The following is a 23773-nucleotide window of genomic DNA, read 5'->3' as shown; positions in this document are numbered from 1 at the left end:
TAAAACAATAGAAGGCTTTTGGGACTACTGATCGCTTCCAGCAAGGAAGTTTTCATATTTTTTTGCTCTCTCCAGGTTGCCGGATTCCCGATTAATGGAGATTAAAGCCCGAAGGATATCTATTGAGGAAGGGAATTGCTCAAGCCCCTTCTCAAGCGTTGCCAGGGCTTGTGTAGAGTTGCCGGCGGAGTGTAGTGCGATCGCATAGACATATATATAGCGGCTATCAGTCTGTTTAGCCTCAGAGGCTTGTTTGAGATAACCGATAGCCTCTGAGTGGCGTTTCTGTCGTATTAATGATAGCCCTAAGGAGTGTTGTATTGCTGCCTTCCTCTCTGCTTTATCCAGAGCGTTTCGCAGCACTTCTTCTGCACTTTTCTCTTTTCCCTTTATTCGATAAAGGTCTGCCAGATTAATGTATGCAGCTGTGTAATAGGGCGCTTTACTTATAGCTCGATGATAGAATACTTCTGCTTGCTTAGAGTTATCACTTTGTTGATGTAGACCCGCCAAGTTGGATAAGGATTCTGGTCGATCACTGTTAAACAATTCTGAGGTTATATATTCCTGAAGTGCCAGAGAAAATTGCTGGCGAACCTGAGCAGGATAATTTCCCAGGGGTAAGGTTGCTAGAGCATTGGCGGCCAAAGAGCGGGTGACGCGTTCTCGCTCGTAGAGTAGAGGTATTCCCAAGGCAGGTCGTAATTGCTCCGGTATTCTATCTAATGACTGTGCCAGTGCCAGACTGAGTAGTGGTTCATCGCTTTGTGCTATGGATTGCAATAATTGTACAGAATCGCGGCTGAGGTATTCCGCCAGAAAGGTTATAGCGGTTGCTCTAGCGATTGCTGGCTGTTCTCGGTCTAGGATCAATTTACTTAGTTTCTTCTCTGCATCCCATGCTCCTGTAAGGCCTGCGTGTAGAGCCTCGCCAAAGTGGTTTGTCTCTGCTGGGCCAAATCGCTTGCGCAGAACTTCAGCAGCCCACTGATTGCTTTGATTCTTATGGCAATTGATACAGGCATTTGGTGTTTTTAATTGATCTGAAAGGTCTGGACGGGGGATGCGAAAACTGTGATCGCGGCGGCTATCTACCTGCATAAAGTTCTTTGCTGGCATATGACAATTGATACATCGCGATCCGGGGCTGTTTATTGGGTGAAGATGATGATCGGTTTGAGCGAACTTCTCAGGTAGATGGCACTGGGCACAAACCCCGTCGCCACTGCTACGTAACTGTAAACTATGGGGCTCATGACAATTGCTACAGGTGACGCCTGCGCTATACATTTTACTTTGTAAAAAAGAGCCATAGACATAGACCTCTTCGTTAATTTGACCATCCGCATGATAGAGAGGTGGTTGTAGCAGGGCGAGGTTATAGTGATCCAAAAATTTACTCCCAGCAGTTGCGCCAGGTGAGAATGTCGCGCGCCTGGAATGGCATTGTGCACAAGTTTGTATTTCTTTGGCGATCTTGGTTGATTTACTTGACGCTATGCCAGTTTCAAGGTTCATTTTCCACTGGTTTGTATTTATCCTCTGTAATTCATGAGTAAAGCCAAAATTTTGAAGGCTCTGTTGTTGATTCTGAGCCCATTCAAGATGCTTGGAGGCGGGCCCATGACAGGATTCACAAGCGATATTTATCTCAGACCAACTGGTTTGAAATGTATCGGTTTGAAGATCGTAATTTTTTTGTAGATTAGTAGAGTGGCAATCCGCACACATAAAGTTCCAGTTTTGATTAATACCACTCCAGTGTAGGTAGTTTGTATGTTCGATCTTTTCATTAGGGTATAAATGGAACCAGCGTTGACCACCATCTACTGCTGGGCGGTTATCCCAAGCGATACTGAGCGCCTGTAGCCTCCCGCCGGGAAATTGAATCAAGTATTGCTGGAGAGGAGTTACCCCAAAAGTGTATGAAATGGAGAATTTTTCTAGAACACCTTCAGTTCCTTCGGTCTCGACAAAAAAATTTCCTTTGCGCTTGTAAAAGGTTGTAGTTACTCCGCCGTGGTCAAAGGTGGTTCCATCGAAGTTGCCGAGGACAGTGTCTTCACTGGCTGGCATCATGGCTTGCGCGTGATGGGAGTCTTTCCAGGCAGTGCTTTCTTTTTGGTGGCAGTTTCGGCAGGATGCTGAACCGGTATATGTTGCGTGCTCTTTCTCCGAATGATTTATCTGATGGGTAGTGGTTAAGATAGATTCGTTTTCATCAGTTTTACCCATTTCGGATTTTTCATTCTTATGTCCGCCACATCCAGCTAGTGGTAATAGAGCGAGAACAATGAAAATTATGTAAATTTTTCCAGCTATATTTATCATATATTTAGTTTTATTGACTTTTCTGTTGAATTGATCCGGCTTTGACAAGCCAAGATTAGTTCATTGTGTGCCACTTCAAGCAATCCATGTTTACTTGAGTCTCTTAACCTAATGGCTTTCTCTCAAAGAAAATTGACAGTTTTTTGCTTGCTGCTTCTGATAAATATTTTCTTTTCCAGCACGGGTGTGAGTGCAGATCTTCCATCATGGAATAATACGTCAACAAAATCTGCCATCGTAAGTTTTGTAAAGAAAGTGACGCAAGAAGGCAGTTCCGACTTTGTTCCTCCAGAGCTACGTATTGCTGTATTCGATAACGATGGCACTTTGTGGGCGGAAAAGCCTGCTTACGTTCAGTTACTTTTTGCGATAGACGAGATTAAGCGATTGGCACCTGAGCACCCGAAGTGGCAGAAGGAGCAACCTTTTGCCTCCATTCTAAAAGAAGATTTTCACAGCTTATTGACCCTTGGCAAAGCGGATAGGTTAAAAATAATCAGTACGACTCAAACAGGTATGACAGATACGGAATTTAATAAGGTTGTAAATTCCTGGCTTACTGCCGCCAAAAATCCCCTTACAGGAAAGCCTTATCGAAATATGGTTTATCAGCCGATGCATGAATTGCTGAAGTACTTGCGTGCAAATGGCTTTAAAACCTATATATCTTCAGGTGGTGGAGTTGATTTTATTAGGGCACTCTCAATGAGCTTCTACCGTATCCCGCCGGAACAGGTTATTGGTAGTCGTTTTAAATTACGGTATGAAGATGATGATGGTCATCCTCAAATCATTACAACGGATAAACTTGACTTCGTGAATGATGGTGTAGGTAAGCCTATTGGCATAAGCCAGGTTATAGGGTTCCGCCCAATTTTTGTTGCTGGAAATTCAGACGGTGATTTGCAGATGTTGGAGTGGTCTACTTCCGGTAAAGGGCCTCGTTTTGGCATGTTAGTTCACCATACCGACAGTAAGAGGGAGTGGTCTTATGATAGTGGTTCTAAGGTAGGGCACCTGGATAAGGCTTTAAAAGCTGCCAAACTCTATGGGTGGACGGTTGTAGATATGGCAAAAGACTGGGCAGTGGTTTTTCCTCAGTCTAAAGTCACCACACCTGAAAAGGAAATATCCGAAACACCGGCTGAGGATGGTGGTTAACATCCATCTTTCATGCCCTTAAACTCATTGCCGGAAAAACCTTCCCGTAATGAACGATTCAAACAAGTTTGTCTAATCTTGTTGTATTACCCTTCCTAAAAAGCGTGAATTTACATCTATTGGCACCAGTAATTTTTAAAAGGGTTTTGTTGTCAATAGAGGTTTATTTGTCGCTATATGCACTCTCTATAGATGTTAAATGATTTATGAGACCCAATATGTTTTCATCCACTCTGGTATTCCGTCGATTGCTCATGGGTGCAATTGTATTGTGTTTTTTGCAATGGCACGTTATTGCTCAGCCTCAGCCTCAGCCTCAGCCTCAGCCTCAGCCTCAGCCTCAGCCTCAGCCTCAGCCTCAGCCTCAGTTGGAGGAGCAGGGGCAAACTCAAGCCCCACCGGAGCTTCAAGTACAGGACACCCCGCTTACAAAGCCCAATATCCTGGTGATTTGGGGGGATGATATCGGTATTTGGAATATCAGTTTTAATAGCCGAGGCATGATGGGTTATGCCACGCCCAACATTGATCGATTGGCTGTTGAGGGGCTGTCATTTACCGATTACTACGGCCAGCAATCTTGTACGGCCGGAAGGGCCGCTTTCCTGGCAGGTAATGTGCCAGTGCGTACTGGAATGACCAAAGTAGGGCTCCCAGGAGCCAAGGAAGGCTGGCAAAAGAGTGATGCGACAATTGCCACGGTTATGAAAAGCCTCGGTTATGTTACTGGTCAGTTTGGTAAGAATCACCAGGGTGACCGGAATGAACATCTGCCCACTAACCATGGGTTTGATGAGTTTTTCGGAAATCTCTACCATCTCAATGCTGAAGAAGAGCCAGAGAATCGCGATTACCCCAAAAATCCTGAATTCCGCAAAAAATTTGGCCCGCGCGGAGTGATCAAGTCTTATGCGGGTGGCTCCATTGAAGACACAGGCCCGCTCACTAAAAAACGCATGGAGACAATTGATGATGAAACTCTAGCTGCAGCTATTGACTTTATAGAGCGTGCTCATCAGGCCGGAAAGCCTTTCTTTGTCTGGTGGAACGCTACTCGGATGCATTTTCGTACTCATGTGCGAGAGGAGCATAAAAATCTGGCTGGACCGAACAGCAACGAGTATATGGATGGCATGGTAGAGCATGACATTCTGGTGGGAAAATTACTGAGCTTACTCGATCGTCTGAAAATTGCTGACAATACGATTGTATTTTATTCCACCGATAATGGACCACACTTCAATACCTGGCCTGACGCGGCCACAACTCCCTTTCGCAGTGAAAAGAACTCCAACTGGGAGGGGGCTTATCGGGTACCGGCTTTTGTTCGCTGGCCTGGAAAATTCCCAGCTGGCACTACCCTGACGGGCATCGTTTCCCATGAAGACTGGCTGCCAACACTGGCTGCCGCCGGCGGAAACCCTAATATCAAAGAGCAACTAAAGCAGGGGGTAGAATTGAACGGTCGTCGCTACCGCAACTATGTCGACGGTTATAACATGTTGGATTACTTTTCTGGTAAGGCCAAGTTGTCACCACGAAAGGAATTTATATATGTTAATGATGATGGTCAAATAGTCGCTATGCGTTACGAGCCATGGAAAGCCATTTTCCTAGAGAATCGTGGTAAAGGTTTTGAAGTCTGGCGCGAACCTTTTACTGAACTGCGTATTCCTTTACTGTTTAATTTACGTCAGGATCCTTTCGAAAAAGCACAACATAGCTCCAATACCTATAATGATTGGTTTATTGATCGTGCATTTGTATTGGTTCCTATGCAGCAGCTCGCTGCCAAGTTCCTGAGCACCATGAAGGAATACCCCCCCAGTCAAGTTCCCGGCTCTTTCAATTTGGAAAAAGTACAAAAACAGCTAGAGGCTGGAGCTTCGGGTAGTAACTGAATTTTCATAGGGCGCTAAATTAGGTCACAGGGCATGAAAAGGTGATGAATTACTCTCTAAATAGAGAGGGAGGGTAGGAAGCTCAGGTCTATAGTAATCGCTTTAAGTCAAGTAAAGCACATAGGTGATTTTTCCTGGATGCACTTTGATGCGTAGCAATAAGCTGTTGTAATTAACAACGCTCTGGTTTGATACAAATTGTCATTCAGGTTTAGGGGAGTCAATTATAGTTGCTGTGGTTTTAAAGGTAACCTAATGATTTTTCCCTTAATCTAAAACAAGGCGTTTCCCCAAAGTTTGAATAGTGTTCAATTCTTAAAGTTAAAAAGTTATTTTAAGTTATCTTTCCCCCTTGTTTTCGGTTCTATCGTACCTTATCTGCCTGTTCAAAAGTTAAATTAGCTTACTCCCTTTATATGCCTGTATAGTGTCTCAGGCGCCTTATCGGCGTTTCTGTATATGAAATTTACAAATGGAATTTGGTGATATGTATAAATTTATAATATTGATCGCTTCAGCGGCTCTATGGTTGCCCCTACAATCAAAGGGCGCTGATAGTGCTCCACAGCAAGCAAAACTTTTGTTTGAACAGGCCGTTTCCTCAGATACTGTTCCTGGTATTAGCGTGGCCGTTGGCGATACTAATGGCACTCAGTGGGCTAAAGGATTTGGGTATTCAGATCTTGAGTCTAAAGTTCCTATGACCAAAAAAACAAAACTCCGTATTGGAAGCGTTTCTAAGGTGATTACTGCGGCTGCTTTGATGCGTCTGGTAGAGCAGGGAGTTTTAAATTTGGATTCAGAGGTAAGACTTTTGGTGCCAGACTGGCCTGAAACCCACCCAGCGATAAGCTTGCGCCAGTTAACCAATCACACCGCTGGAATTCGTGACTACATTATTCCGCATGAGTTTCTCTCGAATGTGCAATACAACAACACTTTAGAAGCTTTGAATATTTTTAAAAATGACCCTTTGCTTTTTATTCCCGGTTCGGATCAGAGTTATTCTACTTATAATTGGACTCTACTGAGTGCGGCAATGGAGTCAGCAAAAGGGGAAACCTTTAAGGAGATAGTTAGTACTGAAGTTTTTGAACCTCTAGGATTGAAGAGAACTACCTTTGATGATGCGGCACCAATTATCCCAAGTAGACAGGGCGCTTATTCTTTTTTTACAGGTGTGCTTATAAATTCTCCAGAGGTGAATAGTAGCTATAAGTATGCTGGCGGTGGAATATTATCCACGCCAAAAGATGTGGTGAAATTTGCGCTTTCTCATCTGAAGCCTGGTTTTCTGCAGGAGGAATCCATTTCTGAGCTATTTACTAACTCTAAACTTTCAGATGGAACAGAAACCAATATTGGTATTGGTTGGTTTCTTGGGGGGCAAGATTTCTTAGCTGGATATAACTCGGAAGAGTATGCGGATATAAGGCGTATTCTCCAAGTACACCCTAATTTGCTATACCACACGGGGCTAAGTATAGGAAGTACAAGTGTGCTTATACTTTGTCCTGAACACCAGCGGGCAGTGACTGTTATAAAGAATGTGGACTTGGAATCCAGTGTGGATCTGGTTGCCCTTTCTCTAAAGACCCTAGATCTCTTTCATAGTAATGAGCAAGTAAAATAGAAGACTCAACTCTCTGCGTGTACCTTAAGTCGGCCTCGTAGTCTCTGGATTGCGAGGTATCCCCGATCCTGAGTTGAAATTAATTGCTGTTGATCCACTGTTGTATTTATATACAGTGTTTGGTAGGTTTGTAGTAGAAGGGGTGCTGACCTGTGGAGAGTTTGAGTTTAAGAATGAATTTTTAGTCATTGCTACCATGCATCTTTTAGCTCTGCAGTTATTGCATTCCATTGAGAGATGGTTCTATCTAATGCCTTTTTGTCTTCTGCTGAGTTGTTTTAAATTTGATTGATTTTCTAAATTTCACTTAGTACCAATTGGAGGGTTTTATGCCACATGTAACAATTACAACAGTTAAAGAGCTAGTTGATGAGCGTGTGAAGAAGGAGTTGCTGCAAAAAATCAGTGATATTATGGTGGAGGTCGAAGGCGGCGGAGATGAGAGTTTTAGGCAGCATGTGTGGGTTTCTTTAGACTTGGTTGAGGCAGAAAACTGGTCGTTAGGTGGGCAAATCTTAACGAAAGAGATTGCCTTGCAAATCAAAAAGAAAGCAGATTCCTGTAGAGCGTTGTAGAGTATTTCCTCCTGATACTTTTATCCTGCGCTTAAAATAAGCTTAATGTGATAAATAGGATGGTACTGTCCACAGCATACTATTAATTTCTGACTGTAGATTATTGGAAATGGGATTAACGAGATGATCAAAGCGATAGATATCGGTATTCCTAATGCCCTCGCTTTCAGGGTATCTGATTCAATTACAGAAAGTGATGTTTCTGAGAGTTTGGCTCAAGCAAAGTTGCTTGGTGAGAAGTATAAGAGGATCACTATCTATGAGGAAATTGAGTCATTTAAGGGGCTTGAGTTCTCGGCAGTGCTAGAAAAATTGAAATACTTGGTTAATGTTGGTATTTCTAATATCTTTGCGGCAGCCATTCTGACGGATAAGCAATGGCTACAAAAGATTGTGAAGGCTGAAGATAAGATATTTAGGAATATAGATATCCAGTGCTTCTCTTTGGAACAGCGTGACGAGGCGGTTCAATTTCTCAACCGTTACAGGCCAGAAAAACTCGATTAACTCAGCAAGAGGTAGTTGTGGAATTTTTCTTCGGTTTGGGGCTCAAAGCAAGGAAATTACTACAGGGAAGGAGCTACCCTTAGCTTTAAGGTGAACCCCTTTAGTTGTTCATCCATGCACTTAGCTGTGTATTGGAATACAAGTAACATCAATAATTGATAAAAATGAGGTAGTTATGGTCGTTGAACAAATTCCCGGCTTTGATTTGGTGGGGCTCTGCGCAAGAACAAAGAATGAGAATGAGGCGGATGCCTCTACTGCGCAAATAGCTCCCCTGTGGGAGAAGTTTAGTACCGAGGCAGCTCCCAAGTTTACGGGAGCTCCCCAGATTTATGGGGTTTATACCAACTATGAGTCAGACCATAGCGGGTTGTTTGATATCTATGCTTGCTCAGATCTGCTTTCAACAGATATGTCCGAAGATTTCAAGCCGATACATGTGCAATCGGGTAAGTATCTGGTGTTTTCCGCCCAGGGAGAAATGCCGCAGACGGTTATCGACTTATGGGGTGAGATATGGAATTACTTTTCTTCACCGGATTGTCCTCATCAAAGAGCCTACACCACAGACTTTGAACATTACCTGAGCCCAAATGAGATAAGAGTTGCCATTTCAATCAAATAGTGGCCTTGGGGGTTCCTAAGAAGACTGCCTACAGGTTTAGGGCCCCTCTATCTTGCTTCGCTTCTACAAAGAGCTTTTGCCGAAAGGCTTTCTGATGGTTGAAAAATGATCGCCTGCTTTACCAAAACTTCAAAACGCCCAGATAGACAGCATGGTCACTATGGACATGTCCCAGCGCCAAAATAGACAGTACTACTATTGCTGTCTCGGTTCGCTTGTGCACTAGGTGCTGGTTGGTGACATCCTATTTCCCACCTCTTCGATACTTTGTTTTTGCAGGTACCAACTCTTCCTCCCTCAAGTTTTCTAACCACATTTTCCTAACTTCCTCTTGAGAATTCCCATGAAACTATGGGGCTAGGAGGGAAATACAGGTGGGCAGCACACTTCTCCTTACAGGCTTCGCAGTTGTTTCTTTCTTACTCTCGTTGTTCCTGGAGTCGTTTAGTCTCAGCCCTGAGAGCATCGGTAAAAAGCAAGCTAGCATGATTAAAAGGCACTTATCCTGATCCCAAGGTGCAGAGGGTAGGCCTTGTTAAAGTCCATAACACTAGATAGTCTTTAAGCCCCCTTGGACTGGCGGGTCTGTGCAAATTCGTGGCTCCCTTTGCATTATTCAGTAAGGTTGGAAGCTTTTTGCGCAATATGTCTCGTCTATCACCGCATTGAAAAAGCAGGTTTATGAGCAACAACGAAAAGCGTCCCTTATATATCCCGCATGCTGGCCCCTCTCTACTGGAAATGCCACTGCTAAACAAAGGCAGTGCATTTACCCTAGAGGAGAGGCTCGAGTTTAATCTGGCGGGTCTCTTGCCGACCAATGTAGAGACTATTGAGGAACAGGCTCGACGGGCCTATTACCAGTACCAACAGTGTAAGACTGGCCTGGATAAGCATATCTTTTTGCGTGGTATACAGGACGATAATGAAACGTTGTTCTTTTACCTGATTGAGCATCATATTGATGAAATGCTGCCGATCATCTATACGCCTACCGTTGGGGCGGCCTGTGAGGAATTCTCTAATATTTATCGCAACCATCGAGGTCTGTTTGTTTCCTACCCAGACCGAGAATACATAGATGATATCTTGCGCAGTGCCACTAAGGAAAACGTCAAGGTTATCGTCGTTACCGATGGTGAGCGTATCCTCGGTCTTGGCGACCAGGGTATTGGCGGCATGGGGATTCCCATTGGTAAATTATCTCTCTACACCGCCTGTGGTGGTATCAGCCCAGCTTACACACTTCCGGTTACTTTGGATGTTGGCACCAATAACCGCACTCTGCTCAGCGATCCTATGTATATGGGTTGGCGCCATGAGCGTATCTCTCAAAAGGAGTACGATGAGTTTTTAGAGCAATTTATTGAGGCGGTGAAGCGTCGCTGGCCCAAGGTTTTGGTGCAGTTTGAAGATTTTGCTCAAACGAATGCCATGCCGTTACTGCAACGCTATAGGGATCAAATCTGCTGTTTCAATGACGATATCCAGGGTACTGCCGCTGTTACCCTGGGCACTATTTTGGCAGCTTGTAAAACCTGGCAGGAACCCTTAACGGCCCAGCGGGTTTTGATTGTGGGTGCTGGTTCTGCCGGTTGCGGGATCGCTGAGCAGGTGGTGTCTGCCATGGTACAGGCGGGGCTCAGTGATACGGATGCGCGCTCGCGTATTTTTATGTTTGATCGCTATGGATTGGTCACCTCGGATATGAAGGGGCTGCATGACTTCCAGGCGGCGCTGGCTCAGTCACCGGATATCTTTGATGGGGCGCCCGAGTCAGACCTGCAAAGTCTGATCAGTAGGGTGAAGCCGAGTATTCTTATTGGCGTATCCGGGCAGGGTGGGTTGTTTAACCAACAAGTAATTGAGGCGTTACAAGCTGGCCATGAGCGCCCACTGGTGATGCCGCTTTCAAACCCCACCTCCCGCGCGGAGGCGACTCCTACGGAAATATATACCTGGACTAAGGGAGAGGCGCTGGTGGCTACCGGTAGTCCTTTTGCTGCCGTGGAAATTGATGGGCGCCACCACCCGGTTGCTCAGTGCAACAATGTGTATATTTTTCCTGGTATTGGTCTTGGGGTGATCGCAGCCAACGCCACGCGGGTTACCGATGGCATGTTGATGGCAGCTTCCAACGCCCTGGCGGAGCAGGCACCAGTAGTGAAACAGGGGGAGGGCGCGCTGCTGCCGCACTTGGATGATATTCGTGAGGTGAGTATTGATATCGCCAGAGCTGTAGCTGCTCAGGCACAGCTTGATGGAGTTGCCCCCAAAGTGAGCCACGAGCAGTTAGAGAGGTCTCTCAAGCGCAACTTCTGGCACGCAAACTATCGCAGTTATCGACGCCGTTCCTTCTAATCACCCTGAATAAATCTAAGCCGGGTATTTTTTACCCGGCTTTCTTTCCTTAAGCCAACTGCTCCCCAGAGTAGAAAACTTCCGGCCTGCGCAGCACAAGATAATCCTCCCATTGAAATCCGTTGCTTAGGAACTCGATCGCCGCCCTTACGCCGGACAGGAACAGGTGTTCGCAGTGTTCTCCTGGCATGGCGAAATCCAACCAGTGGGGATGCTCGCCGTTGGTCATAGGTTCTATAGCGATCTCTTTCACCAGCGTGTGGTATTCCGCATTTAGGCTGGCCCGCACATGGTTGTCGAGCATGTTACGGCAGGTATTGATTAGCCCCATGGCAAAGCGCCCCACCTTGTCAGACTTGGGTTGATAGTGGTCCACTTCCAGCTTAATGCCAAAAGTGGGTAGTTTGGGGGTACCGACTGGCTTGTGGAAGATATCAAAGGGGAAGTTGGATACTAGGCCACCATCCACAAACTGAATTTCTTTAGGAAAACCATTTTTAAAGAACAGCCTGGGATCACCAATTCCCTTGATACTGCGCCAGTTCTCGGCCACTGAACTGCATTCATCCAGCTGGGGAATATTCTTCACTGTATAGGGTTTGAAAAAGCCCGGCACAGACATGGAAGCCCGTACGAATTCGGCGGGATTTATCGCATCCGGGTTGCTAAAGTAGAGAGGGGCTTTTGCCGGAAAAACAGCCCGTGTCTCAGTGGTAATATCCGCTGCTACCAGCGCCACTTCTGCAGCGCCCACCTGATGATCGGGTTCTCCCCGATAATGGAGAGTGGGAAACTGGTTGATACGCTGCTTAAGTTGCGCGGTATTGGTAATGCCCAGCTGGCGTAACTCTTCTTGCAACCATTGGCTAAAAGCGTCGCCAGGATTGAGGCCCTTATCTCGCAATAGCTGTTTGCAGGTACGCAGGGAGTCGAATGGGTGTAGGGCCAGGCTACTAAAAAGCCCTTTACCTTTGAGCAGGCGCTGCACCGTTTTACGCGCAAAGCGCTCACCATCTTCAAAGCTGGCAAAGTCCGCCTTAGCCATAATATCCAGTAACTTTGCACTCTTAAGTGAGCTCGGCGTACCGGCAGCGGCTAAAAATAGTGCATTGATGGCACCTGCGGAAGTACCTGCAACCTTGCGAAAGCGAATACCGGCCTTCTCAAGGATGTAGGTGTAGCCCACCAGGGCAATCCCTAACATGCCACCGCCTTCCATCACCAGGTCGACATACTGGAGGCCGTTAGGGTCCTGCACATCACTAAATGACTTGCCTTCGATCGATGTCCGCGAATTTTGCCAAAGGGTATCGGCTTCGGAGATGGCGCTGGTCACCCACGCTGTGTTACTCATATGATCTTTCCCTGAGGTGGCAGTAGGTTCCATACGAAAGTTGAAATTAGTATCGGCTAAAAGAATGGGGCAGGGTATCATCCAGAATCAAATTCGCCATAGCATCCAGTTTGATTTCGTGTCTTCCCACTTGGGCATCACTAGATCCAGTAAGCGGTAAAATCTCTAAGGCAGTGCTTTTACTAAATGAGGATACAAAGGTGGGCGTGCACGGATACGGTTTTCGTTGCTACGGTGGCCTTCATCGATAGGCGCAATCAGGTCTGCACTGAAGGTGAAGTAATCCGGTGATTCGATTTGAGATTCGGCTGGAAGCTCAGCGCCTTGTCCCTTGCCTGTAGTACCATAGTCAAGGGCTTGCCAAAATCTGCGGTATGCTAATGTATGCCGCCCACCTTCGCTGCCAAGCTGCGCAATAAGCTCTAGTAGCCGTACAGTGCCAAATACCTGCCAGTAGCGTTCAGCGATCCTACAGTTTTTATTGTTGAGCCGAGTACGGTAGCGGGATCACCTTCAGCAGCTGTTGGAGCGGCGGTTAGCTGATCAACAGTAGATCATTGGATCATTGGATCATTGTCACCCAGGACCAGCTCTCTGCAGGCAGTGCTTTGTTCCGTGCTGGGCTGCACACTATGTCAGTTAAGTGGTCTATAGATTTTTATGAAAGTGGCCAATTTTCACCAGCAAAATGAAAGGTCCACTGGCGCCAGCTCTTGGTGCAGTATTTACGAGAGCACACCCGGCTCAGATTTCTATTGCGGGCTTCGTGACTTCGGAGTGAGACAGAAACTTAATCCTGACTGTATAGTATTGGCCAGCGCGGGGATCTTCACTGCGTATTCTTTTCGTAGTTTCGGTACGGCTATGTAATCAATTCCACGATAATAGATATCTCCAAAGGGAAATCTGTTTCTTATTGAGATAAAATTTTTTCTGGGCTGTTGAGAAACTGATAAAGCGCTATTGCCAGTCCGCTACTAACGAGCTTGTGTTATAGGTGATATAGGTTAGAGGCCTGTGAGGTTGCAGGCTTGTTTAAAGTAGTGGGCAAGTTGTTGTTTCTACTATCCAGTGGTTTTGGGGCTGGGTAGACTTTGGTGTGAGTGACTGTGCGTAGTTTCCGAGTACTAATGTCACGGCTAGAGCATTAAACTTGTTATTAATGCGCCACACCCTAAAAATGCGAGAGGTTCACTTTTTGGGTTGGGCTGCCAAATAGCTAGTGAATAATTAATATTATCCACTAGCTGAAATTACGGCCTACTAAATTGATACACCCATATTGTCTTTAGTACCGACACAATATCCAAATATTTCGTGGAAATAGAGGCTTTTACATTCAAAGTTGGATGCGATATGGAAAGTGTCATTTGGGAATTTAGGATCGTAGAGTCCCAGGTTGCTTTCGGTTCCCACACAGTAGATATCACCTCTTGGGTCACCGGGCCTAAAGGCAATCCAGTCCAGTTTCCAGCCGCCCAGATCACCCTGATCATCCCACTTGTTGTCAATGGGGTTCCATTTGCCTACGTTACCTTTTTCACCAACACACCACATTTCTCCGGAGTTATCGAAGGCAATCATTTTTAGGTCCCAGGGCTTTTCAATGTCCGGTTCCTCCCATGCTCCAGTGGTGGTATTCCACTTGGCAAGATTACCTTTAGTTCCAACGCTCCACATTGCATTTGACTTGTCAAATGCAATCATTTTGGAATCCCAGGATTGGTTGTACTCTTTTTTGTCAACGAGGCCAAAAGTTCTTGAATTCCACTTTCCGATGTTATTCGAAGTTCCCACACACCACAGGTTATCTTCTCTATCAAAAGTGACCATATTTAAGTGCCACGTTGAGAGGAATCCTCTGTCTTTAAAGTTCATTTCCATGATTAATCTCCTTTGGGTTTTTGGATCGGGGCTTTCTAGTGCTTCGGGGTACCAAAATCTGAAGACTTAAGTTGAATTCATTGAATAATTAATTAATAAACCAGCTGGAGCCTTGGTAATATTTTTGTTGGCAGTTTTCAGGGAAAAGTATGCGTAGCCTTTTGAAAGGATAAGTTTTTTATTTACGCTTAGTACTTTCCAGTAAAGACTTACCATGTGCCGGCTTATTTATTTTCTATTCGCCGGGTACGGTCTATTCAATGGCGGCTATTGCTGCAAAAAGTGAGATTGAGGCCTTGTGGCTGGTTATATTTCTGTCCACTGAAGGGTAGAACTGGCCACTCGGCTTGATAAAAACCTCCTAATCAGTTGTTTCAAGCGATCTTAAAGCAAAGGTCTGTAATTTAATATCCTCCCCCGCTAAAAGGGCGGGGATTCCTACAGGTGGTTGGTGCCATCTTGGAAATGGTCTTCCAATAGAAGAAAAGTTAGAAAAATAAAATAATTGCGGGATCCCTAGATGTCGGGGATGGTGATTCAGCTGCCGGATGGCGTCAAGGGCATTTATACCCTTCTATCCTGAGCGTGATGCAGCGGCTTAGGCTGTGGGAGTCACTACCGGATAACTCGTGTTGGTGACAGACTCTCCTTGATTGTTTTTTGCGCTGCTGTGGTGGGCCTTCGGTATGGCTGGGGTAGCTAATCTATAGAGAGCCCTGTTCGCGGAAGGACTGTTGAGGCGCTAATGACGCCAGAGCAGTGGCTGGGGCTTGTTAGCAGGGAGAGGAGGTCAAATATGATTCGGCTTAGTGCATGTATCTTGGCGAGCCTGGTTCTGGGATTCTGTGGGAGTTTGAGCCTGGCCGAGACGGAGCAAAATAAAGGAAGGTATCTCGGGGCCTTTAATGACCCCGTGGCTTATTGCCGAGTTGTGGTCAATGCAGATAGCCCGGAAGAACCCTATATAGGCCCGGCAAAACCGCAGGTAGTGTTATCGGGTATTTACCAGGCGGCTGGTATTTCTGCCGGTGCCCCGAGGGATTGGGTTGCGGGGGGTACTTTTTGGCGTTGTATGCATGGCGGAGTCTATGCGTGCTTTGTCGGCGCCAATCTTCCCTGTGAAGAAAAGGCGGACACTTCGAAGGAGCCAAGTGAGGCAATTGCCGCTTACTGTAAGAGCAACCCTGCGTCGGAATCTATACCAGCCGTTGTGACTGGACGGGTGACTATCTATGCATGGCACTGTGAGAATGGCGTTCCAGAAATTACACGCCAGGCGCTACAGGTTGATGAGCGGGGTTATATTGCTAATTATTGGTATCGGATGGATCGATCAGGATAAAGAGTAATTTTCGCGAAAGTGGTTTGCCTTATGGTAATGGAGGGCTTCTGCTACTGAGGTGTAAAAACATAACGCCGTTGTGAAATGCGGGCAAACTATTTTGGGTTTAGCGCACTTGGGGTTAGCGTACTTAGTGTTAGTGCCGGAAAGGCCCTAGGGGAGGGGGTTACTCCCCCGCTGCTTTTGTGGTCTCTAAAATCTGCAAATTTTCTCCTTTAGGCCTGCTCGTTATCCAGTTTTTTCGCGAGCTTGTGCCCTTCATCAGAGTCCCCAAGTTTCCAGTAGCTGGAAATGTAAATATGGGTTTTGGGGATTTCTTTATCCTGCTTAAAAAATTTCCGTAACTGCCGCATGCTACTAAATTCGCAGGCGGCCCAGATGGCGGCTTGGCCTGGAAGCCAGGGCAGTGCCTGAATCTTAGGAAGCAGTAGTTCGCCGGTGGGGAAGGAATTTACCACCCAGTACAGTTGCAGGTTTTTTGGGTGTTTCAGTGGCTGAACATCTGATTCGCTTGAAACTTCTATCACCGCATATCCGCTGGACTCGTCAGGTAGTTGGGCCAGGTTAACACTGATGGCAGGTAGGGCGGTCATATCGCCAGCGAGTAAAAACCAGTCGGCCTCGGGGTTAACCAGCTTCTTGGGGCCAGGCCCTCCTATCAGGATAGAGTCTCCGGGTTGTGCATTGGCCGCCCAATTTGAGGCTGGCCCTTCATGTTCATGCAAAGCGAAGTCGATATCGATTTCTGTCTCCCGTTGGCGCCTGATGGTATAGCTTCTCATCAGTGGGCGTTCACCCTCACCCTGAGGGAAAACCAGTTTTATATAGGCGCTTTCCTGGTCGCAGGGGAAGGATTCCAACTCTTCGCCACCCAGAGTGATACGTAACATGTGTTCTGAGACTTTGGTGGAGCGCAAAACGACCAGCTCTCGTGTGCGTTTTTCAGCCATAGTATTGAGGCTCCTTAATCTGAAGTAGGATGTTCGGTCAGGTTCTCGATCATAACAATGGCGATATGGGCAAACGCCTTGAGTTCTTTTTCGCTCAGGTTGTGAGTCATTACAGCGATAACCTCTGTTTCCAGGTTTTGCACTTTTTCAAGAATCTTTTTTCCTGATGCTGTGGGAGCAAGGAACTGACTGCGGCGGTCATTAGGGTTGTCTGTTTTTTTGATAAGTTTGGATTGAACCAACTCATTAAGTACCCGTGTAATCTGGGCCTTATCTTGATTCATTCGCAGTGCAATTGACCGTGCGGTACTCTGCGGATACTTGCAGATTCCCTTGAGCACGCGAATATGATTTATCGGAAGGTCAATTCTTTGCTCCTGAATGCTGATCCGCAGCTGCTTTTTGTAAGCGTGGATCAGCTGGTGCAGGGTTTCGTTGACTGAGTAGCTCACAGGTTTGTCGCGTTAACTTGATTGATATTGTCAACTTTATTTCGAGTGGTTGATTGTGTCAACCAAATCGAAGGGTATTGTTTTGGGCCGAAAGAAGCTTTTCGGCGGGGGAGAAATTAGGGGGTGAGCTTTGCAGAAAGCTTTCGTCTTTGGGCGCAGAGTATTGAAAGCTAAAAAGCCGATTAAAGGGGAGGGGGAGCCCCTCCCCAAGAGCGAAAGGAGTCGCGCTTACCAGGTTAAGCTGATATCGGTTCCATCAAACTTTACGTCTGAGTCATACACATATTTCAATGTGCCCTTCCAGAAGGAGCCGTGCCACTCCCAGTCGGCATCGTAGCTGACCTCATTGAGCACCTTTTGACTAAAGGCTTCAAAGCTGCCATAGCGCTCCTCGCTACCCATAATCACTACCCAGGTTTGTTCGTTCCAGTCGCAGCTAACGGTGTTGGAATCGCCGTTACCGCAGGGATAGCGCACGGCGATATAGCCGTCGTCTTCCTTGCCGAATTTCCAGTTACCGCTGCGCTTTTCCTCCTCGAAACCTTCGGGCCACTGCAATGCCACGTTGGAGCCGCCGGAATGGAACAGTTCAATTGCCGGATAGGGGTTGTATTGGATTACGGCAACATTATTTACCTGCTTAATCTTGGGATGGTGATCGTTTTGCATGGTGCTGTTGCCATCGCCAACCTTCGCCCAGACCGATTGGGTGCCGGTAGTGGCGATCCAGGGCGTTTGCTGATAGCCCTGGCGACCACCCCAGTAATTCTGAATGGAGTGCATCATCACACCGCCATCCTTATACATGGAAAAGTTAGCACCAGATAGCACGGAGCTGCGGCTGAATACCGCTCCGGCCTTGGCGGCAGCAGGGGCGGCAGCTTCTGAAAGCCCCAGGAACTGGTCGAAGGCCTTCAGTCCTTCATAGCCTTCAAGCTGATATTTACTGACGAACCAAGCGGTATCGGCAGCTACATCCGGGTGGAAATAAGCCCCTTGACTCCAATAGAAAGGCACGCGCTCTTCGCGGGGAAAGTCAGCATAAATATCGTTTCTGGCATCGCCGAGAGAGTGGCCTACCGAGTAATTCATATTCAGGTCTTTACCGAAATACTTGAAGATGTCATCGGTAATTTCCAAGCCTGAGGTGGCCAGCATTACACCTGCGGGACTCGGTGTTCTCACTGATTCCTTACCGAGACCCGTTAGCAGGTAAATGATGCGGTTGATGTTGCCGCCGGAACCGTTCCTGCGGTAGCCATCATTACTGCGGCCTGCGGCTGAGAAAAGGATGCCCTGGTCGTTGGTGACCAGCAGTATGTCCTGCAGCAAGCGTTGCGCAGCGCCCGTAGCCAGCTCGCGAATTTCTGCATCTTCAGAAAAATCGACGAGGTTAAGTAGCGCAGATAAGGTGTAGGGGTAATAGACCGGGGAGTAAAACTCATAGAAACCATACTGGTTTTTTACTTCCAGGTAGCGCTTTAAGCGCTTGTAAGTTCTGTCGTCTTCAAATGCACCGTACTTTTCCTGTAGAAGATACTGGGCAGATGTGTACATGATCATATGGTTTTCAGAGGCGAAGACGTGATCCCCAGTGCCGCCTTCCTTAAACCAGAAGTGGTATCCGTCCAAAGCAGCAAAGAGTTCATCTTTAATTTCTGGGCGGAAAAACAGGATACGGATGAGTCTGGTAAGGGTGAAGTCTGAATTCTTCTTGCCGCCATTACGCAGGACATCCAAATTCTTATTCAGCGCCTCCCAATTGAGCTCATCGCCGGTGTATGCCTGTAAGACGACAGCGGTATCATTAGTGGAAGAAACGCCCTCTTCAATATATTGCAGCTGCCTATCTTGATAGGCGCTCTCATCAAAAGACTGCGCATTGACACTGGCTGAATGTATCGCCAATCCTAAAAAAATCGGGTACAGCATTCCTACTACTGGTACTTTCATCAGTACTTGTTCCTATATTGATTTTGATTTCTGGTGTTAAACACCATAAGTGTACCACTTGTGTATTACAGGAATTTATTGGATTAAACGATAGGTATTTTCTCTCGCTGAAGGTTGCCGATTCGATCAGTTGGGTCCCTTGGTTCTCACTTTTAAAATATATTTTTGTTCAGGTTTCTTTTGGGTCTGATTGTTTATTTTTTATGTCTTAAAAGTGAATTTTAGTGTTTGTTAATTGGTACGGTATGGTATTAAAAATAAGTTTGCTATTTGCTTAGGGAGTAGATGGTCTATTACAGATTGGTGGGTTTTGTAGTCTTTTGAGGGCTGTGCAGAAGGGCTCGAATAAAAGACATTGAACGGTTGCTGCTTTTTGCTGCCGTAAAAATTTGTAGTGGTGGTGTTGGTCTGTTGATAAGGAGATTGGCTTGGAGGTCTCTAATTTATTCAGGCGTGAAATCTTGGCGCGGATTTAAGTTTGCTACTTTAAAGTCAGCGTTTAAGGTTTAGGCTTCTACAGGTTCTGGGGCAAAAAATGAAAAAACTACTAATTTTCTTTGCGGCCGGCTGTTTGGGTGCTGTGGCAAATAGCGTTGTGGTCTGGTTGTTTGGGGATTTTGGAATAACCCCATCTCTCGGTGTATCTATCACCCCTACATTATCTGCTGAATGGCTATATCCCAGAGTGGTATGGGGTGGCATTTGGGGTCTGTTTTTTATTCTTCCTTTCCTACCATCAAAGCTGTTGTTAAAAGGAAGCATCTTGAGCCTACTCCCCACGGCGTTCCAGCTTTTTGTTGTTTTTCCTGTGATGGCCGGTAAAGGTATGGCAGGGCTTGAGCTGGGGGCGCTTACCCCAATTTTTGTAGTATTTTTTAATTGGATCTGGGGGATTGTTACCGCGCTCACCATAAAGTGGGCTGAGTAATTCCGCTTGTTTCCTTTTTTGATCGGTCTACATTAACAGGATTTTTTTGGCGGCTTTCAAGCCCCGGCTGGTCGTTGTTGATGGCCCCTCCAGCCAGTGATCAATAATGCGGTAAGCAAGTTCGTGTCTTTGCGGGCCGCTTCTACTCTCAGTTAATTCCCCCAGAACCCAGTGATTGTGAGCTATCCAGGTATCCCGAGCGATAGACCGAATTTGTGGGTCTGCCTCACAGAATAGGGGCAACGCAGTACTGAGATTGCTGGGTTGTTGTAAGGTCTCCCTGCTAATAGGTGGTTGCCCTTGGGCTTTCCACCAGTCTCGGGCGCCTTCGGGGTCGTGTCCAAAACGTTGTTTGAAAGATTGGGTGAATGGGCTGAGGAAGGGCCAGTTGCCCCCTTTTACTATTCGCTCAACGATTTCTCTGGTGGTTGCCCGGTCGCCAAAATTCTCCGGATCGTAGAGCACACGGTCTTTAGCTGCGGCATGTATTGGGCTGGTGGCATCGGCGGTAATCTGGGTATTTGCCGGCAGGGCAGCTGCGGCAATCGGCAGCAGTGATGGAGCACCGAGTCCGAGGCAGTGGAATCTTTGCAAGGGTATGTTGTGATCCTGGTAGCCATCTGTAATGCCTTTAAGCACTTGTGCCAAGCGCACATAACGGCGTGGTACAGGTCTATCCAGTTTGAAAGAGGCTCGGTTGAGCACAAAGAAGTCTGTCGCATTTAAATCCCCGCAAATACTGGCCAGTCCTATGGCAGCTGAATGCACCCCGCTTTGTGCGGCCAGCCGACCGGCGTCCCGGCCGGTGTTGTAATCCATTGCGCTCAGTACTGCATAAACAGTCAAGCCTTGGCTTAGTGGGTGTTCAGCGATTTTTTCCCATAGTCTCAGGCTCTGACGATTGCGCGCGGCGATACGCTCTGGTCGCCAGCCGGTAATTTCCCGCTCCAGGTCCAAAGCCACCAGGCATGTAGTGGCGAAGTCCTCCTGAGCGATCAGGTGGGTGGGGTGCATTAGTAGCTGGCGTTGCAGCAGGAGATCGGTATCAATGCTATTTGAACGTTCACAACAGTTGGTCAGCACTCTCTCCGCTAGTGTATCTGCCAATATGCGCAAATCTTTTGGGACTTCATTGCCTCGGGGCAGTTGACCCAGTTGGCGGCGCAGAGCTTTTACCCGCAGGGTTACTTGTCGGGCTTCTTCAGAGAACTGAGAGATGACCGCATCAATCAATTGCTTGGTGCCGTTATCGGCAAACAGGGGCAACCCTCTGCGGCGCACTTCTGCCGCCATTTGCAGATTGGGATTGGTAATCCGGTGGGCAGATAGCAGGTAGCCTCCGGCGGTAATCATATGGCTGGCAAAGGCATCTAGTGTCTGCCGGCGTAAATTGGCGATAAATCGCATGGTGGTCATTTGCCAGCAAAAGTCTCCTCAAATCAGTGCGTGGGAGCAGGCTTTGTATTCATCGAGTAGTGCGTGGGCTACTTCCAACTCAATTTCGAGCTCCAGGGCTATCTGTTCGAACAGGTCCCAGGCAGCGAGCACGTCTGGGTGAGTTTCAATGCACTCGGATACTGCGTGATCCATTGGCTCTATGGGAAAATCCATTTCATCCTTTTGATGTAAGTTGGGCAGGCTGGGTATCGCTGTCTCCAGGCATTCGCTGCGCACTGCCTCTTTGGCGGCGTGCCACTCCGCTTTTGCCAGCTGTGCCATCGCCAGAAGTACATCTAATTCCGCAATCTGGTCGTGGACTCTGTCCAGTTCTGTCATGCATCCATCATCTGGTGGCATAGTAGCCCTCCTAAGGACGAATTAGGGGCGTAAATAGTAGCTCTCCGGCACCCAAGGTGGCCTCAGAGTGCTCATCAACTTGGTGGGCACCAAGAGACCAGTAGAGATTGGCGTTGCTACGCCAGGGCTGGAACCAACGGTTGGCGAGCCTTATAAAGCTCACTTCGAAGCTGGACTTACCAATCTCGGCCAGGGCCAGGGAATCGATCTCAACGGCGGGTTTACCATCGAACAGGCTTGAGTGATGTCTATAAGTGCCACTGAGTCGGCAGAAAGCGCCTGGACAAATGCCGGCATGTGGTAGGTGAGCAAAGCGCACCACGGCATTTGCCTCGGCATTACTGGAGGGATCTTTCAATATCAGGTGGCTTAATAGCATGCCGCCCTCCTGAGGTGGGGAGGTGACCTCTTCGACAAAGCCCCTGATTTCAACAAACTCTCCCTCAGGACTGGTTTCTAGCTTCGACAGTTCTACATTTTTACCGTTGGGAAGCGTTGTCGAAAAAGGCATGGTGTAGATATTTTTCTGAAGGTTTTTGATGTCTCTATCGGAATTAAGCCCCTCGCAACCCAGCGCAAGTCGATAACAGGCAGCCTGGCTAGCGATGGCGATGCGGGTGAGAAAGTGCGCATCCACCGCGAGATCGCCAAGCCTCTCCGCCAGGCCGCCACTACCACGTCGCAATATTTCGGTAATTGTGTTGTGTATTACAGCTTGAGCGCTTACGAACTGGGGGAGTTTGCTCTCAATATCTCCGGCCAGAAACAAGCACGCCTGTTTGATCTCCACTGATTTTCCAAGAAGTAGGGCGCTGTAAATACGCTTGTGACCACTTTTAAGTAGGCTGGAAAATACTTTTATAATCGTTTTAATGGGATGTATATTGCGCTTGGAAAAGTCGGTACTAGCTGCTTCAGTATCTAGAGCAATATTGAATTGAGCATGTGTTAGCGCGAGTAGCCCTCGACTTAGGCACATGATGACAGCATCTGCGGCACTGTTTAATCTCAGGGCCATTGAAGATGTATTTTCTGGAAAATAAGCCTTTAACAAGTCTATATTTTTTATCTCCCCATTAGCTAATCTGGCCATGGATTCCTGCAGGTTAATTCTCTCGTCCAGGCCTGCAATTTTTTTGCGTAAACGCGTGAGAGTCTGTTCTGAGAGCTTATTACCAGCTAATTCTTCTGCTTTAACGAGAATCTTATTTAACCGGCCTTCGGGATCCATGCTGCGAATTCGCCGCTCAAGGTTTTCAGCCCATTGGTTTCGATTTTCACCAATAGCAATGCCACGCAGCACAAACAGAAACTCTAAACCCATACGGTGATGCAGAGTGTGCAGATAGTTGGTGCTTTCTAAGAGGCCTTGAAGATTGCGGTACTCACCATAGCCCAACCCTATGCAGAGCCGTGCTTGTTGATCTAGTTCTTTCCATGAGTGAGATAATATCGATTGTTGAAGAGTCAGGGCCTCGCGAAAGAGTTTCAATATTTCAGTAGGCTGTTTGTTAAAGGCAGGGAGTAAATCAAACTGGGCACGCTTTAAAGTATCTTTGAGTGGGTAGGGGCTTTCATTGGCCATTGGCATCAGTGTCTCCTGGATGCGATGGGTGGCTCAATATTTTCTATTTGGCATGTTATTAAGCATAGTAAATTGTTGAGCGGACATACTTTCGGAGGCTTATTTGCTTTGATGCTTACTTAGGGTTGGGGCTCATATAAAGATAGGTCGGTCTGATTAAGTCTAAAATTTTAGGTTTTTAGGGGGTATTTTAAACACGCTTTAATTCAACGATTTTATTGGATTGAAAAATGAGTGCGGTATTTATAGTTCTATAGGTCAGAGCAAATGAGTTTTCCGTCAGGCATGCTGTTGAGAACTCTATCCCTTATTTCAAGTTTTACTGGCTATTGAGATGCTCATTGCGTTGGGTTTGGCGCTCTATATTTGAGATGTGAATATAAATATATTTCTATTTCCGATTCATTATAAGGGGTGGCATATTGGTTACAGTT

Annotated in this window: 18 protein-coding genes; 9 read left to right on the top strand and 9 right to left on the bottom strand. The window is 46.8% G+C overall.

What is annotated here, in order from left to right; genetic code table 11:
* Positions 1 to 24 precede the first annotated feature (24 nt).
* Entirely contained in the window at positions 25 to 2235 is a 2211-nt protein-coding gene (locus ACJJIT_RS11295; RefSeq protein ID WP_444898441.1) for a multiheme c-type cytochrome, read from the bottom strand.
* A 207-nt stretch (positions 2236 to 2442) separates the two neighbouring features.
* Here ACJJIT_RS11295 and ACJJIT_RS11290 point away from each other — a divergent pair, with 207 nt between their 5' ends.
* The 7 genes from ACJJIT_RS11290 (at position 2443) to ACJJIT_RS11260 (ending at position 11094) form a co-directional block, all read left to right on the top strand.
* Positions 2443 to 3492 (top strand): HAD family hydrolase, encoded by a 1050-nt coding sequence (locus ACJJIT_RS11290; protein WP_444898440.1) that lies wholly within the window; start codon positions 2443 to 2445, stop codon positions 3490 to 3492.
* Positions 3493 to 3710: 218 nt separating this feature from the next.
* Positions 3711 to 5393, top strand: coding sequence for an arylsulfatase (locus ACJJIT_RS11285; RefSeq protein ID WP_444898439.1), 1683 nt, complete (start codon positions 3711 to 3713; stop codon positions 5391 to 5393).
* A 472-nt stretch (positions 5394 to 5865) separates the two neighbouring features.
* Entirely contained in the window at positions 5866 to 7026 is a 1161-nt protein-coding gene (locus ACJJIT_RS11280) for a serine hydrolase domain-containing protein (protein ID WP_444898438.1), read from the top strand.
* A gap of 329 nt (positions 7027 to 7355) precedes the next feature.
* Positions 7356 to 7601 (top strand): tautomerase family protein, encoded by a 246-nt coding sequence (locus ACJJIT_RS11275; RefSeq protein ID WP_444890603.1) that lies wholly within the window; start codon positions 7356 to 7358, stop codon positions 7599 to 7601.
* Between the two features lie 123 nt (positions 7602 to 7724).
* Positions 7725 to 8108, top strand: coding sequence for an STAS/SEC14 domain-containing protein (locus ACJJIT_RS11270; protein WP_444898437.1), 384 nt, complete (start codon positions 7725 to 7727; stop codon positions 8106 to 8108).
* Positions 8109 to 8283: 175 nt separating this feature from the next.
* Positions 8284 to 8733, top strand: a complete 450-nt coding sequence (locus tag ACJJIT_RS11265; protein ID WP_252085556.1) for a GyrI-like domain-containing protein — start codon at positions 8284 to 8286, stop codon at positions 8731 to 8733.
* Between the two features lie 681 nt (positions 8734 to 9414).
* Positions 9415 to 11094 carry an NAD-dependent malic enzyme gene (locus ACJJIT_RS11260; protein ID WP_444898436.1) on the top strand — a complete coding sequence of 560 codons (1680 nt, stop codon included), beginning with the start codon at positions 9415 to 9417 and terminating at the stop codon, positions 11092 to 11094.
* A 49-nt stretch (positions 11095 to 11143) separates the two neighbouring features.
* On the opposite strand, the gene ACJJIT_RS11255 is transcribed toward ACJJIT_RS11260, so the two are convergent.
* Both ACJJIT_RS11255 and ACJJIT_RS11250 read right to left on the bottom strand, forming a co-directional pair.
* On the bottom strand, positions 11144 to 12448 hold the full coding sequence (locus ACJJIT_RS11255) for a patatin-like phospholipase family protein (RefSeq protein WP_444898435.1): 1305 nt from the start codon (positions 12446 to 12448) through the stop codon (positions 11144 to 11146).
* 1263 nt (positions 12449 to 13711) lie between these two features.
* Positions 13712 to 14332, bottom strand: a complete 621-nt coding sequence (locus ACJJIT_RS11250) for a hypothetical protein (protein ID WP_444885261.1) — start codon at positions 14330 to 14332, stop codon at positions 13712 to 13714.
* A gap of 796 nt (positions 14333 to 15128) precedes the next feature.
* Between ACJJIT_RS11250 and ACJJIT_RS11245 the strand changes: the two genes are divergently transcribed.
* On the top strand, positions 15129 to 15674 hold the full coding sequence (locus ACJJIT_RS11245) for a hypothetical protein (protein WP_444898434.1): 546 nt from the start codon (positions 15129 to 15131) through the stop codon (positions 15672 to 15674).
* Between the two features lie 215 nt (positions 15675 to 15889).
* On the opposite strand, the gene ACJJIT_RS11240 is transcribed toward ACJJIT_RS11245, so the two are convergent.
* The 3 genes from ACJJIT_RS11240 to ACJJIT_RS11230 form a co-directional block, all read right to left on the bottom strand.
* Positions 15890 to 16624, bottom strand: a complete 735-nt coding sequence (locus ACJJIT_RS11240) for a siderophore-interacting protein (protein ID WP_444898433.1) — start codon at positions 16622 to 16624, stop codon at positions 15890 to 15892.
* A gap of 14 nt (positions 16625 to 16638) precedes the next feature.
* Complete coding sequence (locus tag ACJJIT_RS11235; RefSeq protein WP_444898432.1) at positions 16639 to 17076, bottom strand: MarR family winged helix-turn-helix transcriptional regulator; 438 nt, start codon at positions 17074 to 17076, stop codon at positions 16639 to 16641.
* 228 nt (positions 17077 to 17304) lie between these two features.
* Positions 17305 to 19029 carry a hypothetical protein gene (locus tag ACJJIT_RS11230; protein ID WP_444890594.1) on the bottom strand — a complete coding sequence of 575 codons (1725 nt, stop codon included), beginning with the start codon at positions 19027 to 19029 and terminating at the stop codon, positions 17305 to 17307.
* Between the two features lie 535 nt (positions 19030 to 19564).
* Here ACJJIT_RS11230 and ACJJIT_RS11225 point away from each other — a divergent pair.
* The gene (locus ACJJIT_RS11225) at positions 19565 to 19957 is read left to right on the top strand and encodes a hypothetical protein (RefSeq protein WP_444888761.1); all 393 of its coding nucleotides are present in this window, start codon (positions 19565 to 19567) and stop codon (positions 19955 to 19957) included.
* A 27-nt stretch (positions 19958 to 19984) separates the two neighbouring features.
* Here ACJJIT_RS11225 and ACJJIT_RS11220 read toward each other — a convergent pair whose 3' ends face one another.
* From ACJJIT_RS11220 to ACJJIT_RS11210, 3 genes are read right to left on the bottom strand one after another with little or no spacing between them, the layout of a single operon-like run.
* On the bottom strand, positions 19985 to 21373 hold the full coding sequence (locus tag ACJJIT_RS11220; protein WP_444898431.1) for a hypothetical protein: 1389 nt from the start codon (positions 21371 to 21373) through the stop codon (positions 19985 to 19987).
* Positions 21374 to 21391: 18 nt separating this feature from the next.
* Positions 21392 to 21754 (bottom strand): hypothetical protein, encoded by a 363-nt coding sequence (locus tag ACJJIT_RS11215; RefSeq protein ID WP_444888763.1) that lies wholly within the window; start codon positions 21752 to 21754, stop codon positions 21392 to 21394.
* 10 nt (positions 21755 to 21764) lie between these two features.
* Positions 21765 to 23345, bottom strand: coding sequence for a hypothetical protein (locus ACJJIT_RS11210; protein ID WP_444898430.1), 1581 nt, complete (start codon positions 23343 to 23345; stop codon positions 21765 to 21767).
* Positions 23346 to 23773 lie beyond the last annotated feature (428 nt).

This window comes from Microbulbifer mixtoriginis (SeqCode) (assembly GCF_052467515.1).
This window is presented reverse-complemented; position numbering and strand designations above follow the sequence as displayed.